Source organism: Burkholderia sp. LMG 13014 (assembly GCF_905232215.1).
In the GTDB taxonomy this organism is placed as follows: domain Bacteria; phylum Pseudomonadota; class Gammaproteobacteria; order Burkholderiales; family Burkholderiaceae; genus Burkholderia.
This window is the reverse complement of the sequence record NZ_CAJNKE010000134.1, coordinates 1-12,547: the sequence shown is the minus strand read 5'-3', so window position 1 is coordinate 12,547 and position 12,547 is coordinate 1. Positions and strand designations below refer to the sequence as shown.

Genomic DNA, 12,547 nt, shown 5'->3' with positions numbered 1-12,547 from the left:
TCGGTGGTCCGTTCGCGCCCGTTACGGTGCCGCTCGGCGGTGCGATCGGTGGCGCGGTGGGCTACTTGGGCGCCACGTGGGCCGGGGACACTCTGTCGCGGATGAACATGCTGCCGTCGCAACGGGCCGGCTTGCTGTCCAGCGCGTCGGGTGGCCAGGTGCAGGTGCCGCAGGACATGCAGGACCGTCTGAGCATTCTGCGAACCACGCCCGCGTACATGACGAATCCGCTGATGCAGCCGACTGCCGGTCTGGACATGCTGAAGCGCATGCAGTCCGAGCCGCAGCGCGTCGAAATCGGCAACGGCCTGCTCGGCATCAACATCTCGGTTCACGACGATCGCGTGTTGACCAGCACGCAGGTGCTGCAACAACCGAGCGCGCTGCGGCTCGATCCGGGCGCGACGAATCCTGGAGGAACGAACTGATGGCGATCATCGACGACAAGGGCCGTTCCGACTGGCTCAGCCAGCTTCGCACCGCGTCGTGGCGCGACGTGCCGTTCCAGGTTGATTCGATCGAATGGTCGGCCGGCGAGAACACGGTGCTGCGGGAATACCCGTTCCAGGACTTGCCGACCGTCTTTTCGATGGGCGCGGGCGCTGACGAAATCAAGTTCTCCGCGTACGTGATCGGTGACGACTACCTCGACCAGCTCGACAAGCTGCGGGCCGTCCTGAAAGGCGATGGCGTGCTGATCCACCCCACGGCCGGCAGCATGCGCTGCTGGCTGCACGGCAAATACACGGTTCGCGAGGCACCGACCAGCATGGGCGGCGTCGCGCGCCTCGACCTGACGTTCGTTCGCGCCGAGGCACGCCGATATCCGGCAGGCGCGACCAGCACGTCGGACCAGGTGGCGAGCGCGGCGGACACGGCCGAGAAGTCGCTCATCGACTCGCTCGCCGCGAATTTCAGTCTGTCGGACCTCGCCGGGTGGGCGCACGACAACGTGCTCGACCGGATGCGCTCGGGCCTCGATGTGCTGTGGGACGGGATTTCCTACGTGAATCGGGCATTCGACACGTACAACTCGCTGGTGAGCCAGTACGTGACGTTTCCGCTGACCGAGCTGGCCGCGATTCCTGGTCAGCTCGGCAGTCGAATCGCCGATCTGCTCGCGATCCCGGAAACGCTCACGTCCAACCAGGCATGGGATGCGTTCTCTGCCGCGCGGAATCTCTGGAAGGCGCCGTCGACGAGCAGCCTGACGGTCGACGCCGGCAGCGCGCCGCAGGCCATCGCCCCGTCGATTGCAGCAGCGTACGCATCAGCTGGCTTCGTGCCGAACAACAACCAGGCGAAGCTCGCCGAAGCATTCACGCCCGATCCCAGCCCGTACGAGACGGCCACGCGCACGCAGGTCGCGCAGGCGCTGAAGACGCTGGAAGGCTTCTTCAATGGCGTGGTGACGATCATGGCCGTGCGCGCCGTCGCGCAGATCGAGCTGGAGAACTATGACCAGGCGGTCGCGCTGCGCTCGGACCTGAACCAGCAGATCAACGAACTGCTGATCGCGAGCGCGGCCGAGCCGGTCGGTGGCGTCGGCGATGTCACCACGCACGACGCGCTGGTCGCCCTGCAGACCGCTGTTCTGACCGATCTGCAGTCGCGGTCGCGCGACCTTGCGCGCTTGACCACGTACACGCCGGAATCGTGGCAACCGGCGATCTACATCAGCTATCGCATGTTCGGCACCGTGAGCTGGGCCGACGAAATCCTTGCGATGAACCCGTCTATCCGTCACCCGCTGCTCGTGCCACCTGGTATCGCGCTGCGCGTCATCAAGCACGACTGACCCCTATGGCCGAGAAATTCACCAAAGACGACGCCAAGATTTTCGTGACCGTCAACGGCCGCGATTACCAGGGCTGGCTTACCTCTTCCGTCGAGCGCTCGCTCGAAACGCTCGCGAGCCGCTTCTCTATCCCGGTGTCGCTCATTCCGGGCAACCCGCCAGACATCAAGCGCCAGGACACGATCCGCGTGCGTATCAACGACACGCTCGTGCTGAGTGGCGTCGTGCTCGCGGCCGAGCCCTTCTATCGCCGCGACGATTGCGGCATGAAGATCGAGGGGCGCAGCCACAGCGGCGATCTGGTGTCGTGCTCGGCGATCCACCAGGGAGGCCAGTGGCGCAACGCTCGGCTCGACACCATCGCGCGCGACATCTGCAAACCGTTCGGCATCGAGGTGAAGGTCGAAACCGACATCGGCGAGCCGATCCAGGATTTCAAGATTCAGCACGGCGAGAAGGCGGTCGCGGTGCTGGCGCGCGCGGCGCGGCTCCGTGGCGTGTTGGTCACGACGGATGCCGAGGGGCGTGTCGTCATCACGCGGGCCGGGCTAAAGAAGAGCCACGGCTCCATCGTGCGCGGCGTCAACGTCATCAGCATGGAGAGCGTTGGCACGGATGCCGATCGGTTCTCGGACTACTTCTGCTACGGGCAAAGCAATGTCGTCCACAAGAAAAGCCTGATCGAGCTGGAGGTTGGCGGCAGCATCGGTGATGTGCACAAGGCATTCAGCCGCGCGACCCAGCAGAAGGCGCAGGCGCGCGACCCCGAAATGAAGCGGTATTTGCCCCTGGTCATCAATGCGGACGGGAACAACGCGCCGGCCGACATGCATCGGTTGGTCGATCACACGATGCGCGTGCGGCGCGGCATGGCCTACGGTCTGAAATACGTTGTCGAGGGCTGGACGTGGAAGGGCTTGCCGTGGGAGGTCAATACGCGGGTGCCGATCTATGACGACATCGCCGGCCTGGACGGAACCGAGTGGCTGATCTGCGAGGCCAAGGCGACCGTCGACGTTCGTGAAGGTGACGTGACCGAGCTGGTCGTGCGCCCGGTCGAGTCGTACGACACGGCGCCGTTGAAAACGAAGCTGAAGCACGGCAAGGCAAAGAACAAGCGCGGCAAGGATGGTGCCGTGCTCGAAGTGACTGGAGCAAACTGATGGATCTGTTGAATCTGCTGCGGCGGGCACTGTTTCGCAATCTCCGCGAAGGCCCGGTGCAGACCGTGAGCGTTCGCGTGTTCGATACGAATGCGCGCGACGATGCAGAGCGGCACCAGGATTACGGTTTCGCCGGCAATCCGGTCGACGGCCAAGGGATCGTGATCGAGGCCGGCGGCCACACTGTCGTGCTGCGCATGGATCGTATTGACAGCCGCCCGCGCCTCGAAGCGTACGAGGTCGCCGTATGGCACAAGGATGGCCACAAGATTTTGCTGAGCGACAACGGCAAGATTTCAGTGACCTGCACCGATTTCGACGTCACCGCTGACAACATCACGCTGAACGGCAAGAACGGCGTGGCCGTCACGACGCCGAAGATGTCGACGAGCGAAGCGCTGCAGGTCGGCACCCGCGCCGAGATCGGCGAGTCGATGAAGATCGGCAACCAGGAGTTCGTCGACCACCAACATGATGCCGTGCAACGCGGCAACGATCTGTCCGGAGGCGTCGCTGGCTGACGCAAAACGGTCGATTATGAAATGCTTCACAACGATTTAAACCCGCTTTAAACCGATCATGAGGGCCTACAGACGCAGGCCATCATGATCGACATCCTGACCACCGCCCGAGCATCAGCAGACACCGGCATCCCGTTTGACTGGAGCGTGATTGCAGCTGGCCGCGTCAACGGCGCCGCGTGGCATGACTTCACCAATCCTTGTGCTGCGCCCGCCCACTTCGTTGAGGCGCTGGAGGTGCGCGCGCTGGAAATGGACGACTCGCTTTGCACGGCGGTCATCCTGTCTCTGTTCTCCGATCGGCGTGCTGACGCCGACACCATCCTGCCTCACAACCAGACCGACCGGCGCGGCTGGTGCGGCGACGAGTTCGTCAACGCCAGCACCGACGCCCCGCGCGACGTTACCGACCAGTGGGGATCGCACCTGTGGCTCTGCTACGTGACGAAGAGCACGGTCGACGTCCTGGAACGTGCGCGATTCGCGGCATACGAGTCACTGCAGTGGATGTTACGCACGGAAATCGCCAGCCGGCTCGAAGTCGATGCGAGCTGGTCGGGCGAGAACGCCGACCGCCTCGCGTTGCGCCCGCGTATCTGGCAATCCGACTCGACCCGCCCCGTATACGACGTGCTCTGGGGCACAACCCTGCGGAAAACATCATGAGCACGCCCATCCAAGTCACGATTCCCTCCATCCAGGAGGCGAAGGACAACGCCCGCCGTCAGCTCCAGCAGGCGCTGGTCGACGCGGCGTTGTCGGCCGGCACGACCTTGACCGCCGCCGACATCGAGCTGGCGCGATCGAACGTCGAGGCGATGGCATTCGTCCAGGGCGTCGGCGTGCATGGCGCCTATCGATATCTGCGTGATTTCGTTGCGAAGCAAGCGATCCCGACCAAGGCCGTCGACGAGTATCTCGACGACTGGCTGACTGCGTACGGCATCCCGCGTAAGGAAGCGAGCGTGTCACAGGGCGCGCTGGTTGGCTCGGGCGACGTCGGGCAAATCCTGAAGGCCGGCACGGCGCTGCAAAGCGATACCGGACTCGAATTCACGGTGCTCGTCGACGCTGTGGTCGCGGCCGACAAGACGCTGGCCCCAACCGTGGTTTGTACGACGCCAGGCGCGGCCGGCAATCTCGCGGCCGGCGCTGCGCTGTCGCTCATCGCGACGGTCGACGGGATCGACGCGGACTTCAGGGTCGGTGCGAACGGACTGAGCGGCGGCACAGAGCGGGAGACGGACCCCGAGGCGGTTTATCGGTTGAGCCAGCGTCTGGCGAATCCGCCGCGCGGAAGCGCGCCGACCGATTACGAGCGCTGGGCATTGTCCGTTCCGGGCATCACGCGCGCGTGGGGTGTTCGCACGCCTGGTGGCCCCGGCTCGGCCGGCGTCATCATCATGGCCGACAACAACGAATACGGCCTGCCGACCGCTGCCCAGCGTGATGCCGTCTATGCCTACATCCGCGACTCGCGGCGCGGGCCGCCCGACGAGCTGTTCGTGATCATTCCGGAACCTGTCTTCGTCGACGTCGTGCTGCAGATCGATCCCGACACGCTGGCCGTGCGGCAAGCGGTGACGCTGGAGCTGAAAGACCTGTTCTTTCGCGAGGCTACGCCGGCCGGTCGAATCGTTCACTCCCACCTGACCGAAGCCGTGTCCGCTGCGCCTGGCGAGTTCGATCACAAGTTCATTTCGCCGGTTGTGACATCGGGCGGGTTCCTTGTCGCAGGCACGAACCAGATTCTCGTGCTGCGTTCCGTCGCCTTCCAGGAGTGACCGTGGATCGCTTCTGGCAAGCCCTGACGCATCTACTGCCCCCTGGCTTTGCGTTTCCGCGCAATCGGCGCTCGGCCGTCATGGCGTGGCTTGGCGCGTGGGCAGCGGTGCTTCGCGAGCATCACGATTTCGTCGACCGTGCGATCCGACAGTGGATGCCGCATCGCACCTGTTCCCGCCTGGAGGAATGGGAGGAAGCGCTTGGCCTTCCGGATTCGTGCGTCGCGCGCGAGCTGGACGAAGAGGAACGACGCACGGCCATGCTGGCGCGCTTGCGCGGCGACCTCGACCTGACGTTCGCGGACAGCTCGGCCGACAGCATCGGTGCGATGACGAACTACCTCGCGGCGGCCGGCTACGAGTGCGAAATCTGGGTGAATTACCCGTTCCGGGTCGGCCAGAACCGGGTCGGCGACCGGCTCGGCCGCAACGGCATTTTGTATGTGTACCCGGTTGGACTGTGCCGCAAGGCACGTGTCGGCAAGGCCCGCGTCGGCGATCGCCTGGTCGCTTGCCAGCCGGAGGTGGACGACCTGTATTGCCTGCTCAAGCGGATCGTCCCGTCACGCTTTGAAATCGAACTTGTCCCGGACATCGACTGATGGATTACACGAAGAGCAACAGCTATTCGATTGCCGACAACGGCAATCGGATGCATGACGACCGCAAGCCCGTCCCAACTGCAGTTGAGGACACGGACATGAACATGGTGATCTGGAGCCTGATGCAGGTCATCAAGGCCGCAGCGCTGGAAGGTAAGTCGTTTGACCCGGCGTCGGAGGAAACCTACAGCGTGTTCCTGAATGCGCTGAAGCAGCTGTTTCCGCTTCGCGAAGACATGACAGGCGCGGTTCGCTATTACGCGGCGGTGCCGGCCCAGCGGGCCGAGCCGGTGATCTATGTGCCCGCATTCGGCCTGATGGAATGGCTTGCCGATCGGAACTATTACCGATCACTCGATTGTGGCCAGCTCGTGTTGAGCGGATCGGCCGCGCGGCGCGGAACAGTGGCGGCCGACGGCTCGGCCAAGTCGAAGACCGATCTGCGCGGACTGTACGACTGGGCGGGTGAGAACGGGCTCATCGTCGCGGCCGCCAACTGGTCACCTGGTGTCTACGCGTTCTGCGACATCGACGCCAATCAGTTCCGGTTGCCGGACGTCCGTGGTGAAGGGCTACGTCTGTGGGACAACGGCCGCGGCGTCGACCAGGCACGCACTCTTGGCTCTTGGCAAGGCGGTGCCATCGAGTCTCACGGGCACGCGGCAAACAGCGGTGACGCGGGCGCGGTTGCGGATCGTCGAACTGGCTCCGGTGGCGGCCACAACCACAATAACGGCATTTTCACGCGCCTGTTGAGGGCGCCCTACGTAGGTTCGATCACAGGCAGCGACACCACAAACAGCGGAGACGAGCAGGCCGTTGGGGGTGGTGATTCGGCTGACATTGCGGCGGTCGGAGATCACGACCACCTCATTCCGGGCGTAGGACCACACCGTCACGACATCTCGATCTCCGCGACCGGCGGCAACGAAACGCGGATGCGCAACGTCGCCGTCGCAGCGCTCATCAAAATCTGAGGCACGCATGGATTACACCACCAGTCCCGACTACGGCGTCGCTGCGAACGGCCAGCGACTGCATCAGGACGCGAAAAGCCCAGCGACGGTTATCAGCCGACGCGATTTGAACATGCTGATCTGGTCGCTGATGGAGGTGCTGAAAGCTGCCGGCATCAGCGGCAAGGAGTTCAGCCCTGGCGATCCCGACTCCTATCAGCGCTTCCTGCGCTCGCTTCGCCGGCTGTTCGCCGATGCACCGGCCACAGCCGCTGCAATCGAGGCGCTGACCGATGGGCAGGTCGCGGGCCTGATCGGCTTTCCGACGCGCGCCGAAATGGACGCCAATCTGGCGTATCCCGACAACACTATCGCCTTGGTTACGAACGACGCCGATCCCGCGAACAACTCGTATTTTCGCAAGGTCGGCGAAAGCGGCACCGGTAGTTGGGTCATGTCGGACTACCCGTCACAGGCCACGATCGAGGATTTGCAGAATCGGCTGGCGACAGCCGAGAGTCAAACAGTCGTGCTGCAGGTCGCGGACGTCGACGGCTTTGTGTTTGTGCAGATGTTGCAAGACGGAACGCTGGAGACGCCGGGACTGCGCCTTGGCCCGCGCGTACTGGCCAATGACACCTTTGGAATGGAGTCCGGCACCGAAGCTGCGTTGCGTATGGTCGACGCGGATGGTTTCTGGATCGACGTTGTTGGCGATGACGGCAAACTGCCTGGTGCACTAGAAACCGGGCGGGCTGACGGCGTGCGGGTAGTCGACTCGGAGGGCTTCTATGTCGAATTGCTTGACCCGGCTGGCAATGCGATCGGACATGGACGTGTCGACCGAGACAACGAAGTGTACGGTGCACGCAACAGCCGAAATCTGGCGTTGAGCGCGGCCGTGAAGTCCACGCTCAATTCGATTGTTTGCCCGTGGGCATGGGATTACAACCACATCGCCTTTTACGGCCAGAGTCTCGAGGCGTCGTACGAGACATGGCCCGCGCTGTCGCGCGTGAGTCGATACGCAAGCAATGTCATGGTTGGTGGCTCTGTTCGGCCCGTCACGGATACCGGTGCTTTTGACCCGGTGGGGGGCAATCCAGCGTTCCAGCCGCTCATTGCCGTTGTTCAAGATGAGTCGACCGGCGCATTGTTGTCGGATGCCCAGGTCGCAGCGCTGCCGCGTGGAAATATGGCCCGTGGGGAGTCGCCGGCCGTGGGTGCCGTCAATTTTGCGAAGCGCTTGCACAATCAGCGTGTCGGCAAGCTGGACGATGCCAGCCGGTACTTCGTCGCGACGTCTTCTGGTGTTGGCGGCCGTACCATCGAGGCGCTTTCGAAAGGCGCAGAACCGGATCTGTGGCGGCGCCTGGTCGGTGCCGTCCAGCTGGCGCGTGACAATGCGACGGCCGCTGGCAAGACCTACGGGATCGGCGCATTCGTCTGGATTCAAGGCGAGTGGAACTACGATCCGGCTATCGGCGGGGACACGACGAAAGAGGGCTACAAAGCAAAGCTGGCGCAACTCCGAAGAGATTTCCAAGCCGATTGCGTGGCCGGGATCGCTGCTCAGAATGTGCAGCCTACGTTCATTACGTATCAGACTGGCGCTGGCTATACCCGCGACGAAAATGACCTTGCCATCGGTATGGCCCAATGGGAGTTCAGTCTGGAGAATCCAGGGTGCTATCTCGCTACGCCCGTGTATCCATTCACCGATAAGAACGGCCATCTGGACTCAAACGGATCGCGCTGGTTCGGGCTCCAGCTCGGAAAGGTCATGCATCGGATCGTCGAGATGCGGCAAGACTGGCGGCCGCTATCTCCGCGTCGTGCGATCGTAACTGGCCGCGTCGTCTCGATCGATTTCCACGTTCCGGAGCCACCTCTGCGATTTTCCCTCCCGTACGTGGTGTCGGCGGCACAGGACTATGCAGACAAAGGCTTCACCGTGCTCGACGACAACGGTCGCGTGCCGATTTCGGAGGCGCGCATCGTACTCGACACTATCGTGGAACTCGTATGCACCCGCGATTTCGTCGGGCAGGTCAAGGTTCGCTACGCCGACAAGACTTATCACTGGGGCAACGGATGCTTGTGCGACTCCGATGCGACGATTGCCCCTGACAACTACGAGTACGAGGCCGGACGTGGCTTCTATCCCGAAGCCAACGTGCAGGCGCTTGTCGGCAAGCCATACCCGCTGAGCAACTGGTGTGTCGCATTCAGCATCACGCCTGATACAACCTACTAACGAACTGATCGAGGTACAAATGGGCATTCTTCTTCGTGACGACCAAGCATCCTACCGAGCCAACGCTAAAGGGATGATTTTTCCAATTTCGGACGCTGGCCTTGAGTTCGTCGGCGTATTCGGGGGCGATCTGACGGCGAGCAGCCGAAATTTCGCGGCCAACAAGCCGGCACTCGCTCCAGTCGGATCGCCGACCGTGAACGAGGACAGCATCGTCCTGACTGGTTCCAGCGCATTTCTGCAGACCGAGATGGCCGACTCGATCGACCTGACGTTTATCGCGATCGCTCGGCCGCTGGAAATGGTAGGCCACGTGCTCATCTCGAACTATCGATCGGTGTCCCTTGCCCATTCCGGCACGACGATCGGTGCGAGCTTGTATACCGTGCCCGAACCGGGGCCTGACAACGATGGGCTGAAGACCGTCGTTTTCGAGCGAGCAGTGACGGACGGGAACGCGTCAATTTTCGCGGGCGTGAGCCTCGAAAACGATCAGGGACTTGGTGTCTACCAGTTCCTCTGTGGGCGGTTCGACTCGTCGGCCAAGGTGCATCGTGTGAACAACCTCACGACCGGCCATTCATTCACATCGGGTCCGGAACCCCGCGCCCTCGATCTCGGCGGAACCTTTCGCATTGGAGCGGGCTACGCTGCCGGCGAGTGGGAAGGCAAGTCTGAGTTTGTCTCTGCGATCGGGATGTCCCGCTGCATTACCGATCATGAGCTGACGACCCTGTACCAGTTCTGGAAAGGGTACTGCTCGCGGCGAGGGATCGTGATCTGAGTTTTGGGGCCCCTCAAACTGGTTTTGAGGGTGCTTCAAAGCGGTGTTGCAGGCCGGTTGGAGGTTTCCCCCCCCGGCCGGTTGTCTTTCCGGGATTTTTCCCCGGAAATTGCTGGGTCAAATTAAACGTCGGCGCGGGTCAAATTAAACGGCGCGCTACTTCGCAGCGGGCGCGCAAGCGCGTAGAATGCCCGCTTCGATGAATTTGACGGAGTCGCCCCGACCATGAACGATCAGCGCAAGAAGAACCCTGTCCGCAACGTGAGCATCCTGATCGTCGTGGCCGTGCTGCTCGTGATCGGGACGATCCTGTACAACGCGATTTCGCAGAAGCAAGCGTACGACGAGGCCCATCCGGCCGAGGCCGCGAGCGCGGCGTCGCACTGACGTGCCGATGCGCGGCCCGGCGGGCCGCGCACGTGGTGGGGATGTGAAGGGGATGAATCCCCGGTTGTTGCTGCGGCGGATGCCGCGCGGAGCCGGGGAAGAAGCGGGCGCCGGAACCGGCGCGCCGCGTACGCAAGTCAGCCGTGCGTCAACGTGACGCAGGGGCGAACTTCGGGCGGATCCGTGCGTAGAACACGGCCGCGAGCAGCGCGAGCCAGGCCGCGCCGACATACAGCGCGATGCGCGTGTCCTCGAACCAGCCGAGCATCACGATCACGAAGCCCATGAACGCGATCGTCAGGGCCGGTGCGACCGGCCACAACGGCACCTTGAACTTCAGCGCCGCGACTTCGGCGTTCGACAGCCGGCGACGCATCGCCACCTGCGACAGCAGGATCATCAGCCACACCCACACGGTGGCGAACGTTGCGATCGCCGCGACCATCAGGAACACGTCCTTCGGCATCAGGTAGTTGAGCAGCACGCCGACGAGCAGCGCGACCGCCATCACGAGCACCGTGACCCACGGCACGCCGTGCCGCGACGTCGTCATCAGCACGCGCGGCGCCTGGCCTTGCCGCGCCATCCCGAACATCATCCGGCCCGCGCCGAAGATGTCGCTGTTGATCGCGGAGATCGCCGCGCTGATCACGACGAGGTTGAGGATCGTTGCAGCCGACTTCACGCCGAGTGCCGAGAAGATCTGCACGAACGGGCTGCCGTCGCCGCCGACGCCCGTCCACGGGCTGATCGACATCAGCACGACCATCGTCAGCACGTAGAACAGCAGGATGCGCGCGGGCACCGCGTTGATCGCGCGCGGAATCACGCGCTCCGGATCTTTCGCCTCGCCGGCGCTCATCCCGATCACCTCGATCCCGCCGTACGCGAAGATCACGACCGACAGCGACGCGATCAGCCCGCCAATGCCGTTCGGCAGGAAGCCGCCGTGGTTCCACAGGTTCGCGAACGTCGGCACGTCGGCCGAGTGGCCGAAGTGCATGCCGGTCAGCAGGATCGCGACGCCGCCGCCGATCATCGCGACGATCGCGCCGACCTTGATGATCGACAGCCAAAACTCGAGCTCGCCGAACACCTTCACGTGGCACAGGTTCAGCCCGCAGATGATCGCGACGACGCCGAGCACCCAGATCCATTGCGGGACATCCGGAAACCAGAAGCCCATGTAGATGCCGAACGCGGTGATGTCGGCGATCGCGACGATCACCATTTCGAGCGTGTAGGTCCAGCCGGTGACGAATCCGGCGAACTGGCCGAGGTTCTCGGTCGCGTAATGGCCGAACGAGCCGGCGACGGGTTCGCGCACGGCCATCTCGCCGAGCGCGCGCATCACCATGTAGACGGCCGCGCCGCCCAGGATGTACGCCAGGATCACGGCCGGGCCCGCGAGCTGGATCGCGGACGCCGAACCGTAGAACAGGCCCGTGCCGATCGCCGAACCCAGCGCGAGAAAGCGGATGTGCCGCGCGCTCAGATGGCGCTGCAAGTTTTTCATCGAGTCTCCGATATCGTTATGCGACGGACCGGGCGAGCGGGGCCGATCCGATTGGTTCAAGTTGTCTATACAACTTAAATGTGAACGAATGATAACAAGCCGGACCGGGTGACCGGAATCGGGTATTCCCTGACTGGCGCGACGGGCGCAATAGGGGGCTGGGCGGTCGCGCGGCGAGGGCGCAGGCCGCGTGGAACGGGCGGGTCATGCTTCGGGGATCGCTGAATCGGGGAGCACCGGGGCCGATCCGCGGCATGCGCGGGCCGGCCACCGGCGGGGTCAGGCCGCGCTCAGGCGGGCAGGCGGATCACGCTCGCATCCTTGCGGATCAGCAGCGAAGACGCCAGCATCTGCTTGCATTGGTGCGCGAGCACCTTCAGGTCGTGCGTGAGCTCGGCACCCACCGCATCGGATTTCTCCGCGGACACGACCATCGCATCGAGGTCGCGCGTGATCTGCTTCGACGCGTCGAGCTGATCCGCGGGCGGCGGCTCGCCGGCCTCGGCCTTCTCGAGATTGTCGAGCACCGCGGCGAGGCCGCGATGCAGCGCGTCGTCGTGGAGGATACTGCCGTCGGCTGCACAGGCCGTGCGGATCAGCGGCGCGGCGGCCGTGATCTGCGCGCCGAGCACGTGGGTCTGCACGAGCAGGTCGTTCAGTTCGGGCACGAAGCGCTGGTGCGCCTTCGGCTCGATCATCATCCGCTGGAATGCCTGCCCGAGATTCGCGAACGCGATGTGCACGTCCTTGCGCGCGAGGCGGTAGCGGTAGTCGTCGTC

At 63.7% G+C, this 12,547-nt stretch carries 11 protein-coding genes and 2 pseudogenes; 11 read left to right on the top strand and 2 right to left on the bottom strand.

The window, feature by feature from the left end; translation table 11 throughout:
- The 11 genes and pseudogenes from JYJ84_RS16015 to JYJ84_RS15965 all read left to right on the top strand — a co-directional run.
- Positions 1-428: pseudogene (locus tag JYJ84_RS16015) on the top strand (phage tail protein); the annotation flags it as partial.
- Positions 428-1,798 (top strand): DNA circularization protein, encoded by a 1,371-nt coding sequence (locus JYJ84_RS16010; RefSeq protein WP_006484210.1) that lies wholly within the window; start codon positions 428-430, stop codon positions 1,796-1,798. The pseudogene JYJ84_RS16015 and the gene JYJ84_RS16010, both read left to right, overlap by 1 nt.
- A gap of 5 nt (positions 1,799-1,803) precedes the next feature.
- Positions 1,804-2,961 carry a phage baseplate assembly protein gene (locus JYJ84_RS16005; protein WP_175221249.1) on the top strand — a complete coding sequence of 386 codons (1,158 nt, stop codon included), beginning with the start codon at positions 1,804-1,806 and terminating at the stop codon, positions 2,959-2,961.
- Positions 2,961-3,482: a phage baseplate assembly protein gene (locus tag JYJ84_RS16000; RefSeq protein ID WP_006484159.1), complete on the top strand. Its 522-nt coding sequence runs from the start codon at positions 2,961-2,963 to the stop codon at positions 3,480-3,482. The genes JYJ84_RS16005 and JYJ84_RS16000 overlap by 1 nt, the downstream gene beginning before the upstream one ends.
- 84 nt (positions 3,483-3,566) lie before the next feature.
- Complete coding sequence (locus tag JYJ84_RS15995; RefSeq protein ID WP_006484137.1) at positions 3,567-4,148, top strand: phage GP46 family protein; 582 nt, start codon at positions 3,567-3,569, stop codon at positions 4,146-4,148.
- A complete protein-coding gene (locus JYJ84_RS15990; protein WP_006484194.1) occupies positions 4,145-5,266 on the top strand; it encodes a baseplate J/gp47 family protein in 1,122 nt (373 codons plus the stop codon). Before JYJ84_RS15995 ends, JYJ84_RS15990 begins: the two co-directional genes overlap by 4 nt.
- A 2-nt stretch (positions 5,267-5,268) precedes the next feature.
- On the top strand, positions 5,269-5,868 hold the full coding sequence (locus tag JYJ84_RS15985; RefSeq protein ID WP_012492575.1) for a putative phage tail protein: 600 nt from the start codon (positions 5,269-5,271) through the stop codon (positions 5,866-5,868).
- Positions 5,868-6,845, top strand: a complete 978-nt coding sequence (locus tag JYJ84_RS15980; protein WP_006484169.1) for a hypothetical protein — start codon at positions 5,868-5,870, stop codon at positions 6,843-6,845. Before JYJ84_RS15985 ends, JYJ84_RS15980 begins: the two co-directional genes overlap by 1 nt.
- Positions 6,846-6,852: 7 nt before the next feature.
- Positions 6,853-9,081 carry a hypothetical protein gene (locus JYJ84_RS15975; RefSeq protein WP_006484129.1) on the top strand — a complete coding sequence of 743 codons (2,229 nt, stop codon included), beginning with the start codon at positions 6,853-6,855 and terminating at the stop codon, positions 9,079-9,081.
- Between the two features lie 19 nt (positions 9,082-9,100).
- Positions 9,101-9,865, top strand: coding sequence for a hypothetical protein (locus JYJ84_RS15970; protein ID WP_236027300.1), 765 nt, complete (start codon positions 9,101-9,103; stop codon positions 9,863-9,865).
- A 225-nt stretch (positions 9,866-10,090) separates the two neighbouring features.
- On the top strand, positions 10,091-10,252 hold the full coding sequence (locus JYJ84_RS15965; protein ID WP_175221248.1) for a hypothetical protein: 162 nt from the start codon (positions 10,091-10,093) through the stop codon (positions 10,250-10,252).
- Between the two features lie 148 nt (positions 10,253-10,400).
- Here the strand turns inward: JYJ84_RS15965 and JYJ84_RS15960 are convergent, their stop codons facing one another.
- Positions 10,401-11,768 (bottom strand): amino acid permease, encoded by a 1,368-nt coding sequence (locus tag JYJ84_RS15960; protein WP_175221247.1) that lies wholly within the window; start codon positions 11,766-11,768, stop codon positions 10,401-10,403.
- A 290-nt stretch (positions 11,769-12,058) separates the two neighbouring features.
- Positions 12,059-12,547, bottom strand: a pseudogene (locus JYJ84_RS15955) (hypothetical protein); the annotation flags it as partial.